Origin of the sequence: Novosphingobium sp. AP12 (assembly GCF_000281975.1) — a bacterium.
In the GTDB taxonomy this organism is placed as follows: Bacteria; Pseudomonadota; Alphaproteobacteria; order Sphingomonadales; family Sphingomonadaceae; genus Novosphingobium.
Genome location: NZ_AKKE01000039.1, coordinates 1 through 14,409, shown reverse-complemented (window position 1 = coordinate 14,409; position 14,409 = coordinate 1). Strand labels below are relative to the sequence as shown.

19 protein-coding genes are annotated in these 14,409 nt (G+C 61.5%); 11 read left to right on the top strand and 8 right to left on the bottom strand.

From position 1 onward, the window contains the following. Positions 1-30 precede the first annotated feature (30 nt). From PMI02_RS07735 to PMI02_RS07720, 4 genes are all read right to left on the bottom strand, one after another. Positions 31-867, bottom strand: coding sequence for a helix-turn-helix transcriptional regulator (locus PMI02_RS07735; protein WP_007681161.1), 837 nt, complete (start codon positions 865-867; stop codon positions 31-33). Between the two features lie 93 nt (positions 868-960). Beyond that, on the bottom strand, positions 961-1,944 hold the full coding sequence (locus tag PMI02_RS07730) for an aldo/keto reductase (protein ID WP_007681152.1): 984 nt from the start codon (positions 1,942-1,944) through the stop codon (positions 961-963). 243 nt (positions 1,945-2,187) lie between these two features. Beyond that, positions 2,188-2,904, bottom strand: a complete 717-nt coding sequence (locus PMI02_RS07725) for a nitroreductase (RefSeq protein WP_007681149.1) — start codon at positions 2,902-2,904, stop codon at positions 2,188-2,190. A 33-nt stretch (positions 2,905-2,937) separates the two neighbouring features. Further along, positions 2,938-4,092: an NADH-dependent flavin oxidoreductase gene (locus PMI02_RS07720; protein WP_007681146.1), complete on the bottom strand. Its 1,155-nt coding sequence runs from the start codon at positions 4,090-4,092 to the stop codon at positions 2,938-2,940. 118 nt (positions 4,093-4,210) lie between these two features. Here PMI02_RS07720 and PMI02_RS07715 point away from each other — a divergent pair, with 118 nt between their 5' ends. From PMI02_RS07715 to PMI02_RS28350, 3 genes are read left to right on the top strand one after another with little or no spacing between them, the layout of a single operon-like run. After that, positions 4,211-5,104: a LysR family transcriptional regulator gene (locus tag PMI02_RS07715; protein ID WP_007681144.1), complete on the top strand. Its 894-nt coding sequence runs from the start codon at positions 4,211-4,213 to the stop codon at positions 5,102-5,104. After that, positions 5,105-5,545: a transposase gene (locus tag PMI02_RS28355; RefSeq protein ID WP_369751212.1), complete on the top strand. Its 441-nt coding sequence runs from the start codon at positions 5,105-5,107 to the stop codon at positions 5,543-5,545. It begins immediately after the preceding gene. Beyond that, a complete protein-coding gene (locus PMI02_RS28350; protein WP_369751214.1) occupies positions 5,461-5,835 on the top strand; it encodes a transposase in 375 nt (124 codons plus the stop codon). The genes PMI02_RS28355 and PMI02_RS28350 overlap by 85 nt, the downstream gene beginning before the upstream one ends. A 1,608-nt stretch (positions 5,836-7,443) precedes the next feature. Here the strand turns inward: PMI02_RS28350 and PMI02_RS07695 are convergent. From PMI02_RS07695 to PMI02_RS27010, 3 genes are all read right to left on the bottom strand, one after another. Beyond that, positions 7,444-7,890, bottom strand: a complete 447-nt coding sequence (locus tag PMI02_RS07695; RefSeq protein ID WP_007681140.1) for a hypothetical protein — start codon at positions 7,888-7,890, stop codon at positions 7,444-7,446. 282 nt (positions 7,891-8,172) lie between these two features. After that, entirely contained in the window at positions 8,173-8,325 is a 153-nt protein-coding gene (locus tag PMI02_RS27015; RefSeq protein ID WP_007681138.1) for a hypothetical protein, read from the bottom strand. A gap of 2 nt (positions 8,326-8,327) precedes the next feature. Beyond that, positions 8,328-8,486, bottom strand: a complete 159-nt coding sequence (locus PMI02_RS27010) for a hypothetical protein (protein WP_157222429.1) — start codon at positions 8,484-8,486, stop codon at positions 8,328-8,330. Between the two features lie 985 nt (positions 8,487-9,471). Between PMI02_RS27010 and istA the strand changes: the two genes are divergently transcribed. Then, positions 9,472-10,293, top strand: a complete 822-nt coding sequence (gene istA / locus PMI02_RS25825; protein ID WP_081496650.1) for an IS21 family transposase — start codon at positions 9,472-9,474, stop codon at positions 10,291-10,293. Between the two features lie 6 nt (positions 10,294-10,299). Here the strand turns inward: istA and PMI02_RS25820 are convergent, their stop codons facing one another. Then, positions 10,300-10,848 carry a hypothetical protein gene (locus PMI02_RS25820; protein ID WP_157222428.1) on the bottom strand — a complete coding sequence of 183 codons (549 nt, stop codon included), beginning with the start codon at positions 10,846-10,848 and terminating at the stop codon, positions 10,300-10,302. Between the two features lie 688 nt (positions 10,849-11,536). Here PMI02_RS25820 and PMI02_RS07685 point away from each other — a divergent pair. From PMI02_RS07685 to PMI02_RS07665, 7 genes are all read left to right on the top strand, one after another. Continuing rightward, positions 11,537-11,788 (top strand): hypothetical protein, encoded by a 252-nt coding sequence (locus PMI02_RS07685; protein WP_007681128.1) that lies wholly within the window; start codon positions 11,537-11,539, stop codon positions 11,786-11,788. A 347-nt stretch (positions 11,789-12,135) separates the two neighbouring features. Next, positions 12,136-12,369, top strand: coding sequence for a hypothetical protein (locus PMI02_RS27005; protein ID WP_157222427.1), 234 nt, complete (start codon positions 12,136-12,138; stop codon positions 12,367-12,369). Between the two features lie 86 nt (positions 12,370-12,455). Further along, positions 12,456-13,601: a substrate binding domain-containing protein gene (locus PMI02_RS27915; protein WP_369751213.1), complete on the top strand. Its 1,146-nt coding sequence runs from the start codon at positions 12,456-12,458 to the stop codon at positions 13,599-13,601. Beyond that, positions 13,508-13,741 (top strand): alpha/beta hydrolase fold domain-containing protein, encoded by a 234-nt coding sequence (locus tag PMI02_RS27910; protein ID WP_238539023.1) that lies wholly within the window; start codon positions 13,508-13,510, stop codon positions 13,739-13,741. The genes PMI02_RS27915 and PMI02_RS27910 overlap by 94 nt, the downstream gene beginning before the upstream one ends. Positions 13,742-13,746: 5 nt before the next feature. Further along, positions 13,747-13,881 (top strand): hypothetical protein, encoded by a 135-nt coding sequence (locus PMI02_RS27905; protein ID WP_007681121.1) that lies wholly within the window; start codon positions 13,747-13,749, stop codon positions 13,879-13,881. Between the two features lie 25 nt (positions 13,882-13,906). After that, positions 13,907-14,062 (top strand): hypothetical protein, encoded by a 156-nt coding sequence (locus PMI02_RS27900; protein WP_238539022.1) that lies wholly within the window; start codon positions 13,907-13,909, stop codon positions 14,060-14,062. A 91-nt stretch (positions 14,063-14,153) separates the two neighbouring features. After that, positions 14,154-14,409, top strand: a 256-nt coding sequence (locus PMI02_RS07665; protein ID WP_007681120.1) for a DUF4269 domain-containing protein, incomplete at its 3' end; no start/stop codon positions are given.

Below are 14,409 nucleotides of genomic sequence, written 5' to 3'. Positions count from 1 at the left end.
CACCACATTGACGGACGTGACCGTGGGTCGTTATCCCTTTCCGGCATCCACGAGCGCACGAACTTTTTCTGTGTCAGTCCGAGTCGCTGGATTATAGACGATCATCCCAAGCTCTGGACTGCCTTCGACGGCAAAAGACGAAAATTCGAGCTTCACAAGCCCTGCCGCCGGATGGCGGATCTGCTTCACGCCCTCAGTGTGAGCGACGATTTCATTATCCTTCCACAGCCGTTCGAATTCCGGGCTCAGCCGGCTCAGTTCGTCGATGAGGCTGGCGGCTTCCACGCTGCCCTGTGCACCAGCCCTCGCCATGTCAGCCCGAAAGGCTCCGACTACGAACCGCGCAACGCTGTCCCAATCCTCGTTGCGACTTCGGCCTTTGCCGTTTGTGAACATCAGCCGCAGAATATTGCGCTGGTCCCGCGGCAGCAGCGAATAGTCGGTAAGCAGCGCCGCTGCGGCTTGGTTCCAACCGATTACATCCCAGATGGCGTTCTTGATGATCGCCGGACTGAACGGCATTCCATCGAGCACGCGTTGCAGTCGCGGCGTAATTCCGTCGACAGGCCGATAACGGGCCTCCGGCGGGCGCCCAAGACCCAGCATATACAGATGTTCTCGCTCAGGTTCGGTCAGCATAAGTCCCTTGGCGATCCGATCGAGCACATCAGGTGAAGGAGCGCCCCCACGACCTTGCTCCAGCCAGGTGTACCAGGTCGGGCTGATGTTCGCTCGGCTCGCGACTTCTTCGCGGCGCAGTCCGGGCGTACGCCTGCGGCCACCGCCGAAGCCAAAAGCCGCAGGATCAAGCCGAGCACGGCGATCACGAAGATAGATGCCCAATCTGTTGGGCGTATCGCTGGCCATGAACGATCCTGTTGCGCTGTGAAGTCATAGGTTGGGTTCATGATTTCATTCCTATTCGGATGGGTGCCGAGCGCTAGTTTGTGCCGCAGCTGCTTAGACGGTGTAGTCGATCTGGCTCATATGAGCCGCGCCCATCCGGTCGCCGTAGACGGGGAACTTGGAGAGCGAGGTGTCGATGGCCTGCACATCAGCGTCGGTCAGGTTCAGCTTCGCCGCACCTAGATTTTCGAGGAGGTGCACCTCCTTGCGGGTACCAGGGATAGGAACAATGTTGGGTCCCTTTGCAAGCAGCCAGGCGAGCGCGATCTGCGAAGGCGTCGCGCCCTTCGTCTGCGCATAGTTCTTGAGCCACTCGATGATCGGCATGTTCAGCGCCATGAACTGCTTCGAGAAGCGCGGGACCCCCCCCCGGAAATCGGCTTCTACATATTGCGTCGTGGTGTCGTACTTGCCCGTGAGGAAGCCTTCGCCCACCGGTGCCCAAGGCACGAACCCGATACCCAGTTCCTTGCAGGTGTCGAGCACGCCGTTCAGTTCGGCGTTGCGCGTCCACAGGGAATATTCGCTCTGAACCGCACTGACCGTTTGCACGGCATGCGCGCGGCGGATCGATGCCGCGCTGGCTTCGGAGAGGCCGAAATGCAGCACCTTGCCCTGGGCGATCAGATCCTTGACGGCGCCCGCGACCTCTTCGACCGGCACGGCCGGATCGATGCGATGCTGGTAGTAAAGATCGATGCGATCGGTCCGCAGGCGCTTCAGCGACTGCTCGACAACGATGCGGATATGTTCGGGGCGGCTGTTCAGCGCGATCGTACCGTCAATCGCAAAACCGAACTTGCTCGCGATCTTCACCTGATCCCGGATGGGCTCCAGCGCCTGTCCGACCAGTTCCTCGTTGATGTAGGGACCATAGACCTCGGCGGTGTCGAAGAAGGTCACGCCGTTCTCGGCTGCAGTGCGGATCGTGCGAATGCACTGCGGGACATCTGCGGGCGGGTTGTAGTTGCCGCTCATGTTCATGCAGCCCGACCCGAGTTCCGAGACTTCGAGCGTGCCGAGTTTACGTGTCTTCATGGGGTGATGTCCTGTTGCGAGAGATGGGGTGGGCCTGCCAGTTGGGGTAGCCCAGGATGGCGCGAGGGGAACGGCAGCACCGATCAAAGCGGCGCCAAGAAAACCGCGGCGGTCCACGCTGGCTCGATCCCCGCTTCCTTCATCGCCGCGTGTCGCGAGTGCGTCGCTGCGTTCGAAATTCCGGCTCATGGCAATTCCATTTTGTTCACTCGGACCAGATGGTGGGCCGCTCGGGTGCGGCGATCAGGTGTGGAAGGTGACGCTCTGGCCCAGATCATCCCGGCCCATTCGAACCCTGTTGGCGGGTGCGGTCTCGTCGGGGTGGCCGAACGAAATGCCGTAGAGGAGCTTGAGGTCGTCGCAGATGCCGAGCACATCGCGAACCGTCTGGGCGTAAAGCCCGAGCACCGTCTGCGGCACGCCGCCCAGCTTGCGGGATGCGAGCGCGAGCAGGAAGGTCTGGCCGTACATGCCCAGATCGCCCGCGACACGGACACCATCGCCAACAAGAGGCATGAACAGCAGGGCGACATGCGGGGCGCCGAAGAACGAGAAGTTGACCGAAGCCGCGCGGGCGCGTGCCTCGTGATCATCCCGCGTCACCCCGAGATTGCTGTAGTAGATCGCACCCTGTTCACGCCGACGCTCATCATAGCGCCCACGAAACCCGCCTTCATCCCAGTTGAAATCGGGCGTCAGGCGGCGGGCGTCATTGGCCGCGTGCAGCGCGCGGGAAAGCTCGTCCCGCTTTGCGCCACTGACAACGTGCATGTTCCACGGCTGCGTGTTGCAGTTGGACGGGGCCTGCTGGGCATCCAGAAGAAGATCGCGCATGAGACCGTCTGCGACCGGCTCCGGCTTGAATGCCCGAAAGGATCGCCGCGCCCGCACTGTTTCGGCAAAGGAGAGCGTGATGTCGGCGCGCGACGCAGGCGCGCTGGATGTCTGGTTGTGGACCATGATCGAGGCTCCGTGTGTATCCGCCGGGCAGGCTCAGGATGCCGCCGGCGCAAGCGGCCGTTCATCGGACAGCGCAAACCATCCGGGCATGTTCGCGATGACGGCGTGGAGCTTAGCCGGGATCGCAAGCTCGGCCGCGCGGGACAGGTCGAGGGTGGTCGTCACCGAGCTATCGGCCTCCGCCTCGGCTGCATCCACCCAATCGGGATTCATCACAAGCGCCTGACCCACGGCAACCAGTGGCAAGCCCATTGTACGAGCCTGCACGGCCTGTGCCGGCGTCCGCACCTGCCCGGCTGCAACGAGCGGAATCCGCCCGTCGATGCGTGCAAGGAGATGCTCCACCATCGTAACGCCGTCGGCATCTTCGAGCGGCCGATCCTCCAGCAGGCTTGCGAGTGAGGCATGAACATAGTCGGCGCCCGCATCGATGAGCCGGTCGACAAGGATGAGGCTCTCATCGACGCGCAGACCGCCGTCGCCTGGCTCTTCGGGAGAAATACGATAGCCGAGCGCGAACGGTCGTCCCGCTTCGGCGCTGATAACCCGGCGGACTTCGGCAACGACAGCGAGAGGGAAGCGCATACGATTTTCCAGCGATCCGCCCCACTCATCGGTTCGCTGGTTGGAGCGCGGCGACAGGAAGTTCTGGATCAGGAAACCATGGGCGCCATGCAACTCGATCCCGTCGAAGCCTGCCAGTATCGCCCTGCGCGTCGCATCACCGAAAGCCGTGATGATGTCTGCGATCTCGAGAGACGAAAGCGCACGTACTTGTGTGCCGCCCGGCACAAAGGCGCCGGCCTCGATCAATCCAGCACTCGCGCTCACGACATCGCCATCCGGCACGAGGGTGGGCAACGCCTTATTGCCGGCGTGGAAAATTTGAAGGATTGCCGGGGCACCACCGCTCTTGGCCGCATCGGCAAGACGAGCCAGGCTCGGCAGAAAATGGTCGTCGTAGGATGCGAACTCGTCAGTGAAGCCGATCCCGTTGGGGGTCACATGGCTGCAGCCGGTAATGACGAGACCGACACCGCCGACGCGGGCTCGGTAATAACTGTCTTCCTCATCCGAGACTGTGGCGTCGTCGTTCGCTGACCATGTCGTCATGGGGGCCATGACGATGCGATTTTTGAGGTTCAGGCCTGCGCTCAACTTGAGCGGTTCGAACAAGGGATTGGTCATCGTAAAGGTCCGTCCATGATCGTTGCCCGGGCGCGAGCAACTTGCCCATCAAGATAGACTGCTGGACCTATGTGAGTAGACGCCTATGATCGCTTAGGTTTATGTGAGATTTGCATATATGCGACGTAGCGAACTGAATGATCTTGCAGCATTCGAAGTGGTTGCGCGCGAAGGCAGTTTCACGCGTGCGGCATCGACGCTCGGCATGTCGCAGTCGGCTCTGAGCCATGCGATGCGAGGGCTGGAAGAGCGGCTGAAGGTGCGCTTGCTGGCGCGCACGACCCGGTCGGTATCGACAACCGAGGCAGGCGAAATCCTGCTTCGCTCGCTACGCCCGGCGCTGGAGGACATCGCGTCAGGTCTCGCGCAGGTTGGCGCGTTCGGGGCCGCTGCGTCCGGTCCGCTTCGCATCACCGCGACCAAGAATGCCATTACCGCGGTCATCCTGCCAGTGCTGCCAGCCTTCCTGGCCTCCCATCCGAACGTCACCGTCGAGATGATCGTCGACGACAATCTGACCGATATCGTTGCCAACCGCTTCGATGCCGGCATTCGGTTTGGTAACATTATTGAAAAGGACATGATTGCCGTTAGGATCGGACCGGACAGGCGCCGTGCGGTCGTCGGCTCGCCCGCCTACTTTGCAGCCAATCCGCCACCCGTAAGCCCCCACGATCTCGGCCGCCATGATTGCATCGCATACCGTTTGGTCAAGACAGGCGGTCTTTATGCCTGGGAGTTCGAGGAGGATGGCCGTCCGCTGGATGTGCGAGTCCGGGGATCGTTGGTCTTCAACGATACAGATCTGATGCGGGCATCCGCGATCGCTGGTATGGGAATGGCCTATCTCTACGATGATGATGCCGAAGATGACATCCAGGCCGGCAGGCTGGTGCGGGTACTAGAGGATTGGTGTCCGATGCTGCCTGGCTATTACCTCTATCATCCGAGCCGGAGACAAAGCCCGCCGGCTTTGGTCGCGCTGATCGCAGCGGTGCAGAGCGGCATCTAAATGCATCCGTGCATAATCGCGAATGACCTGTTTCTCGAAAGTCGATGCTCAATAGATCTAACCGCTATGGAAAATCGTCGGCGACCCGCCGAAGAGTTTGGGCAACAGGCGACCAAAATAAGCTTCTCGCGTTCGCAACGTCGAAGGTTTCGCGTCGCCCTGTCGGAGGCCGAGGTCCACTGGCGCGGCTTCCTCGATGACCTGGTCGCGCGCGGCATGCGAGGCGTCGAATTCATCGTGTCGGATGATCATGCAGGCCTGCGCGCTGCTCGCCGGGCGGTACTCGGGTCGGCCACCTGGCAGCGCTGCCAGTTCCACCTCGCCGCCAATGCTATTCATACGCTCCCAACGTCGCCATCCGCGCTCGCATCGGCTCAGAACTGCGCAGCGTCTGGAACGCCGGCTCGCTGGCAAAGGCACAGGCCGCGCTCGACGAGCTAGTCACCGGCTATAGCAAAACCGCGCCCAAGCTCGCCACGTGGCTCGAAAACGCCATCCCCGAAGGCCTGGCTGTCTTCGCCCTGCCTGATCACCACCGCCGGCGCCTGCGCACCTCGAACCCGATCGAGCGCGCCGTCCAGCAGGAACTCAAGCGCTGCACCGTCAAGGTCAGGGTCTTCCCCAACGACGAGGCGCTCCTGTGCCTCGTCTCCGCCGTTCTCGTCGAAATCGACGAAACATGGGCCTGCGACAACAAAGCCTACATCAAATGGGAATGCCGGGATGCATGATTCCCACCCGAATCAATTTCCATACGTGAGGTTGCTCTATCCCGGCGAAGGCCCTCTGTCGCTGATCGGCGGGTCCTGCGAGGTTAGGCATGTGGCAAGCACTGAGGTTTGCCACATGCCTACGGGATGTGAAGTGGGTCAGGTGACGGTGTTTTCCGGCGCGCAGAGGGGGCGGCGGTGGAGTTTGGATTAGAAGCTTGCGCTGGTGGAGGCCTCAATGGCGTCCGGCGCGTCGATTGCAGACGTCGCCCGCGCCGCAGATGTTGACGTTTCGCTTCTACAAGTGGCGGCGGATGTCGGTGGATGTGGCGTCCGAGAGGCCGCGAGCGTCGGCCCAGTTTTCCGAGGTCGCGATCAGGCCGGAGCAGCCTGAAGCGCCTGTTTCATACAAAGTGATCGTGCTCGAGCAGCCCTGCGCCAAGCTAGAGATACCTGCGTGAGGCACGCGCCGTTTTTGCGGCGATTCGCACTCCTACCGAAGCGATGGGGAAAGCTGGCGAGGCTTTGTTGGGATGAGCGGAGCCATTCGGTTAGCGGCTCGGATCTGCGCGATGCTGGGGGGGCATGGCCTACGCCGCGCTGAGCACTCCTGAAACAAGACCAACCGTGGAACGACGCTGATTATTCAAAGTTTGAAATCTGATGAAGGCAATTGCTGAAAAGGATTTCAGGTGTTTCATGAGATGATCTTATTGCATGGAGGTCCGTGCGACGGGATCGAGCTTTCATGGCGAGGTCTGGATGAAGTCGTCATGGTGAAATGCTTGCACGGTTACTCGCCGTGGAGAGTGGGTGAGCCCCCGTCACTTTTTGATGGAGAGGTGTACCGCCCTTCAATTGATAGCCCGTCGATATTCGTCTGGGTACCGCGTCAGGCTGCGCAAACCGCAAGTAACCAGGAAGCCGAAACGATCCGAGCAAATCACCCTCATCGATGAGATAAGGCGAGAAGCGAGCGTTCAGGACTGAGGCGCTCACCTCTTGCCGCTCCGAGTACACACCAGGGTCCGGCAAAAATGCCATTACAGCAGTTCCGCGTAAAGCTGCGCTGACGACATGCGTAGTTCCATGGATAGCGATCATGGATATCGGAACTGCCTTAACTTGCCCGACTTCTCTCGGAACTGTTTATCGCCGAGAAAGGACAGGGGCAGCTTTCTTTCGGCGGTAAGCGGGCGTGGTGGAGTGCGCCCCCTACCGCGCCCGCAACTTTGCAGACGGTTCGCGTTCGTGCCGGATCGGCTGCGATTTTGAAGGTCCGGTTCTTTCTGTGCGGATAAAATCACGGCCATCGGCGTCATGCTTGTGAAGCAACTCGCCAAGGGTGGAAGCATGATCCTCACCTCTGACAATGTGATACCAATCCACTATCACCGCGCCACGACAAATAGGCGGCCCCAGCGACGGCTGGGCTGGATCCTGGTTATGAATGGCATGCTGTGGGTGCCGATCCTGCTGGTGGGATCAATGTTCTTGAAATAGCATTCCGTCGAAAATCTACGGCCTCGTGTTCTCCCATGCAGACCATAGATGCGGGCGCGGCGACTGTAGGAATCGCCGCGCCCGCCCCGGCGTCCAACCCAGGCGCCGAGCTGTTTAACCCTTAATCTATTGTTGAAACTGAGTTGTCTCGACCGGCCTTGGCTTCATACGGTCGCCAGAGTCGGAAAGCAGGGACGCAAACGTGAAGCGCGGTAAGAACCAAAAGCCCGGCGTGGTCGCACAGCTAATCCTCGCGTTCATCGTTGCCGTCACCGCTGTGCTGTTATGGCTCTTCGCAAAGTCACTGAGCCCTGCGACCAAGAAGGGTCGGATGGCCGTACCAGCGCCTCCGCATGCCGGCTCGGATCGCGTCAAATCAGCGAGCGGCCTGAAGGTGTCCTCGTATTCTGCCTCGTTCAGCCATGACAGCGTGAACAGTAGGGTCCTCAGATTCACGCCCGCCACGGCATCAGGCACGCCGAACCGGTTGATCTTGACCGACCCGAGGTCGTCCATCCCGCGCTCGACGTCCTTGTCGTAGAAGGGGCTGGGCTCGATGGCCTTGCCGAGCACGATCCCGCCTGCGTCAAATGGGCCGGTGTGACCGGTGATGTCGATGCCCCACCACGTCGCGGCGACGGGCGCCGGCAGGCGAAGATGGGAATGGTAGAGGTCGTCCGCCCGCGTGATCGCCGGTGAGATGAAGGACAGGCCTCCGCTGTCGTAAGGTGCGGCGCCATCAACTTGCCCCTGGGTGGCGCCAAGTCGAAGGCGGCAACCGGTGCCCGCCTGGGCGTTGGCTGCGACGATCGTAAGAAAGTCGACCAGCAGCTCGCCATCGAATTGCCGGCGGGCTCAGATCGCGCCTGAGCCTGTGGTGCGCCAGGTCAGGCTCATGGGCTCGAGCCGATTGAGGCTGGAAGCGGAGTGCCCCGCCTGCGCCGTGCTGACCACGACGTCGCCGAGGTACAGCGGGTCGACGAAGACGGGTATCTCGACTGCCGGCATGTTCAGCCCCAGACCTTAATCAGTGCGCTCTGCGCTTCGGCATCGACGACAATCTCGGTGACGACGACCGGCTGGGCGATGTTGGGCTCGGTGTCAATGTAGCGCGCGGTCAGCACTTCATCGCTGTCGAGCAGGTCGGCCACGGCCCCGACATCCGCCACGGGCACGCTGAAGCGGCGTCGATCGGACGAGGGCAGGGCCTGCCGCTCATCTGCGTGGGCCTGGGCGTTGGGGAGCGCGGCGAAGTACGTCTCGATCGGTCGGAGCTCTCGCGTGCGAGGTTTCCGTGACGCGCGGCGGCGGCCGGCGTCTCCGACACGGCGCGACGATAGGGCTCGATCACGAACCCGATGCGGGTGGGGTGGCGGTCATTAGATGCTTCTCCAATCCTTGACTGAGACGGCACACGACTTGTCCCGGCCGGCAATTTTCGTCACATTCCGTTCATCGTTGGATGGTGAGATTTCTGGATGCAGATTCTGCCTCAAGCAATTCGATGCGCGCTCGGCCGGCACGAGCCTGAGCGGAGCCGGGTTACATGGGACGGACTTCACTACGTCGGTCACTGCAAGGGGTGCGCGCTGCCCATCTACAGGCGAGCGCACAGACAATGGCGCCCTATGGGCCCGGAATAGCCGCTACTTTGGATCGGAGCATGTCAGGCCGGGCATGCCGGTCCGCTCATAGAAGCGGCATAGGCGAATGCCAGCGGCTCGGACGCGGTCAGCCCAACCCTCGATGACGCTGTCGTAGCGCCGGCGGCGGGTCGGTGAGGATGTCGGGGCCGGGCATTGGCTTGCCCTCGGTCACAGCAGCGATGTCCTTCGGGTCGGGGGACTATGACGGTCTTCTCGTACTGAATGCTGACCGCTTCCTCGCTCGTTGTCGATACCAGCTGCGCCCCCGGCGGCCTTTGCGCATGGAGGGTCATCACGTCGGTGCCCGAGAACCGGGGCTTCATGGCGATCATGAGGCCAACCTTGGAGATCAGTACGGATTCCGGGGTCATCCCGGCCACCATTCCGATTTGATCCCGGCCTCGATTCCGAGATGATGCCGGCCACCATTCCGAAGAATTCCCGGCCACACGGGAGGGAGTGAGAAGCCCGATCGTTGGGTCCATCCTATCGGCACAGCAGCCGGAGGATGGAGATGCCGACGAGGAGGCCGAAGATGCGCCATGTGCGTGAAGTAATGAGAATGCATCGGAAGGCTTGTGTCCCGATGCGCGAGATCGCCCGGCTGACTGGCCTTGCTCGTTCTACAGTGCGCGACATGGTCGTGCGGTTCGATCGCTCGGGATTGGCATGGCCGGTTCCATCCGAGATTAGCAACATTGATCTGGAGGGACGCCTATATGGCGTCTCCGGCGTCAAACCTGAGCGGCGTAAGCTTCCCGAGCCGGACTGGCCGGTGGTAGCGCGTGAACTGAAGCGCAAACACGTGACGCTGCAGTTGCTCTGGAAGGAGTACCGGGCCGAGCATCCGGACGGATATCGCTATAGCCGGTTCTGCGATCTGTTCCGCCGGTGGGAAGGCCGCTTGCCGCTGGTCATGCGCCAGAGCCATGCCGGAGGCGAAAAGCTGTTCCTCGACTACGCTGGCGACACGGTGCCGGTCGTAGTGGACCGCAGGACCGGGGAAGTCCGCGGTGCCCACATCTTCGTTGCCGTAATGGGCGGATTGAGCCTGTCGTTTGCGCTGGCGACGTGGACTGAACAGTTCCACGACTGGATCGCGGGCAACAATGCCGCCTTCGCCTTCTTCCGTGGCGTTCCCGAGTTGCTAGTGCCCGACAACGCCAAGGTGGCGGTGATCAAGGCCTGTCACTTCGATCCTCAGGTGAACCGCAGCTACACCGACATGGCGCGGCATTACGGTACGGCGATCCTGCCGACGCGGCCGCGCAAGCTGCGGGACAAGGCCAAGGTCGAAGCCTGCGTCGGTATCGTCGAGCGCTGGCTATGAGGCTGCTTACGCAACCGAATCTTCTACAGCCCCGCGGAGGTCAACGCGGCGATCGCCGAATGCCTTGCCGATCTCAATGACCGACGCGTGCTGCGCCAGTTTGGCAAGACGCGCCGCCAGTTGTTCAACGAAGTCGATGTTCCAAACCTCAAGCCGTTGCCGGCAGAGCCGTGGGTTCATGCCGAATGACGCCGCTGCCGCGTCGGGCTCGATTACCATATCGCGGTCGAGCGACATCATTACTCCGCTCCGCACCGCTTCGCGCGCCGCGAGGTCGAAGCCCGGTTCACTGCCAGCACTGTCGAGATCTTCCTGGGAGGCGAGCGCATTGCTGTGCACCTGCGCAGCAGCGGCAGTGGCCGGCACACCACAGTCCCGGAGCACATGCCCTCCAGCCTTCGGTGCTACGGCGAATGGACGCTGGCGAAAATCCGGCAGGAGGTAAGCCGGATCGGGCCGATGCTGTCCTTGCTGGTGGAGAAGGTCATCGAAGCTAAGCCCCAGCCCTTGCGCGTCCCCCCGAACATGCGCGGCTTCTTCCGCAATGGATGCCACTTCATTGCGGTAGCCAGCTACCCGGTGGGGCCGAGCCCTTCGTCCAGTTCATCGGCATGCTCGGTGAGAGAAGCCACGATCGTCTTGAGATCGGAGATCGGCACGAGCGCAAGCATTTGCGCTATCAAGTCGTGAAGAGCGAAGTACGCACCTTCGGCCCTGAGGCGGCTTGCTCTAAGACGGCGAGGCGGGTTTCAATAGAGCTGGCATTATATTTATCTCAGCCAAAAAGGCCGTCAGCGCACCTGTAAACCTTTTACAGGACGTGCTGGCGATACTCGGTAAAAATCTAGGTAGGCCTCTATGATACCGGTATTCTTCTTGGATCGCCGTGTCTCAAAGGGTGTATGCGAACTAGCCGGTGGTGCTGTCTATATTAAACGACTCAATAAAAATCGCGTGGTCAAAGATTACAAGCCGGCGACCAAGGTCTTCGGCTCTCTTCGTCCGGCCAGCTTGAGAGCGAAATCATACTGCTCGGTCGTGTGAGCTTCAAGACGAGCGATGCGATTAAGGCGGGTAAGCGGCCGGGAAGACATTATTCATTTCCTCCGGAGAGTGCAGTTGTGAACTCGACTAGCGCCTCCGACAAGTGTAATCACGCAGCTATGCAGTGCGAGGTCGCACAAATACCAGCCTTGGCCGGCACCTATGACCGTGATCAGCTTGAACTATTCGGCGTAGCCTCATGACCCGTGCGCCCACGAAAAAGGGCGGCGTCAAGCTGACTACCGCCCTCATCCAGTTTCGATTAGTTCGGACGATTCCAGTTACCGCGATCACGGTCACGGTCATGTCGGTCGCCGCGGTGATCGCCGCGATCCCGGTCGCGATCGTGACGATCATGCCGGTCATGGCGAGGAGGCCGGTTCCGGCCAGGGCCGTCGTCCATGCAGGCGGCAAGGCCCGAGCTGGCGACGAGCAGCAGGGCAGCGCCTAGTTTGAAGTGGCGGATCATTCGATGCTCCAAGTTGAAGGCGCCTCTGATGGGCGCGCGATGAGACGACATCAGTGGAAACCCTTAGGGGAGCGAGTGTTCCGAGCGTCGGCCAGCGCGAGCCTTTTCGCGCGAGGAGGCGCAGGCAGCATGAGGTCCCAACACCTCTCGAACCCAGGAGGCACCGATGTAGCCCGCAGCGCGTCGCGCGCACCCGAAAGCTATATTGAGGATGGGGGGCGTATCGCCGGCACAGCGGATGGGAGCCAGGCGGCTCCCGTGCGCCGCCTGACTGGTCGCAGCCGGTCTTTTTAGCGACGAGGGTCGCCGAGCCCCTCAATGAAGATGGCATGGTCTATCTTGACCAGTCGCTGCCCCAGGCGCCGAGCTTTCTCAACATTCCCGGCTGCGGTAGCTTTGTCGAACAGCGCCTCTGTGATGACCCCGATGTTAGCAATTCGAAGCGCGCGATCCATGCGGTCCACAGCCATTACGATTCTCCCGTAGGCGGTTGGCTTGTGGGCCTTGATAGGACCATTGAAAACGTAATTGTGGATGGAGTAAAAGGGGTAGAGCCGGCATGACGGCCCACCGCGCCATCCATGGCGACTTCACCAACATCCTGCGCCAGCTCGGCCACGAGCGAATGGCGCGTTGCAAGTGATCTGCCCTGGCAGCTGATGGTAAAGATACTCTTCACGAGCGAATCTTACCAGTCCTAAATGCCCGCAGTTCATTATTCCTCTGCCGACAAAGTCGGGTACCCAAAGCCAAGGCTCGGCCCCGCTATGCCGAGCTTGGCGATTCCTCGTTTGTGGCACGGCGGATCGCACCCGACCGCCGTGTGTTAGTCGCATCCCCCGATTATCTCGACCGATGCGGTCTTCCCACCACGCCCGATGACCTCGACGCACATGCCTGCCTTGTCGTCGGCACGCTCGACCTGTGGACCTTCGCGGGTTCCGGTGGGAAGGACATCGCCAAGCGTGTCACCCCGATGCTGCGGATCAACGATGGCGGAGCGGTGCGCGATGCGGCACGCGCGGCGCTGGAGATTGCTCTGATGGCCACATGGTGCGCGGCTGAAGAGCTTCGGTCAGGCGTGCTCGTCCCGGTGTTGCCGAACTATCCACTGGTGTCGACGCAGACGTTCTGGGCGATCTATCCAAGCGCGCGCGAACTGGCGCCGAAGGTCCGGGTGTCATCGACCGGCTGGTCGATCGCGTTGGACCCTCACCGTATTGGGACAGGGAGCTGCCGATCCGAGCTGACTAGCCAGGTCGAGCGACGTGACGGCAAGCATGCTGATGCGGAGCAGGAGAAGACCATGAGTGATCACAAGCATAGCGTGGCGGTGCCGGCACGCCTGGTTCCATTCCCTTCTTCCATAAGCCCGGAAGCGCGAGCTGGTCTTGCCCGCCTCTTGGGCGAGGATGGCGAGCCGCTCCACGCGTCATACACGATGCCCTCGCCGGAAGATTATGCCGGCTGGATGGCGATCAAGGCAGCGACTGATGGGCAATATGCGACGATCGTGAAGCAACTGGCCGGAACGCTGCGATCGAGCGTCGAGACGATCCGGATCGGCGACGCCACCATCCACGTCGCCACGCCCGAAACCATGCTGCGGGCGGACCTTGCCTATCTGGATTTCCATGGCGGCGCGCTGGTGTTCGGCGGAGGGACCAGCACGGGGCAGTATCCTATGGCGTGGATTACAGGATGCCACCCGAGCATCCCTATCCCGCAGCGCTGGATGACGCGATGGCGGCCTATTGCCATGTCCTGGAGCGTCATTCCCCGTCGCGCATCATAGTCGGGGGGCGATCGGCGGGGGGAAATCTGGCGGCGGCCATGCTGCTGCGGGCAAAGTCGGAGGGGCTTCCCATGCCGGCAGGGTTGATCCTGCTCTCTCCCCAGGTCGATCTGACCGAATCCGGTGACACTTCGAGGTGAACCGAATGGTCGATGTCGTCCTGCCCGGCTCGCTGATGCGCAACAACGTGCTGTATGCCACCGGGGCCGAGCTGTCGCATCCTTACCTCTCGCCGCTGTTCGGCGATCTCGCCGACTTTCCTGCAATCCGGCACCCGTGACCTGTTCCTGTCCAACACGGTCCGGATGTACCGCGCGCTGCGTCGGCACGGCGTGAAAGCCGAACTGCATGTGTTCGAAGCGATGCCACAAGGCAGGTTCATGGGGAACACACCGGAAGACCGCGAACTGACCAGGGAGGTTTCCCGCTTCGTCGACACAATCGCGGATAATAGGAGGTGAAACAGGGCTGGCCTCGATGCTTCCTTCGCGGAATGCAGCCCGGCGATGAACCCATGACCTGCAGCCATGCGAGATGGTATGGAGGCCGCGGGTGATCGGTCCGTCTTGGCCTGGCGATACCTTGCGGGGCCAGGCGCCGGACAGCAGGCCGGGGTACGTCGAAACTGTCAACAGTCTGGATCTCCTCGCTACTCTCGCGGAATTCGATCCCCACATTGCCGGGACGCCGCTGCTCAACCTCGATATACCGACAAGTGATATCGACATCCTGTGCTATGCTCCCGATCCGTGGCGGTTCACATCAGCGGTTTGGCGGTTGTTCGGAACGATGCAGCTTTGGCGGCGAA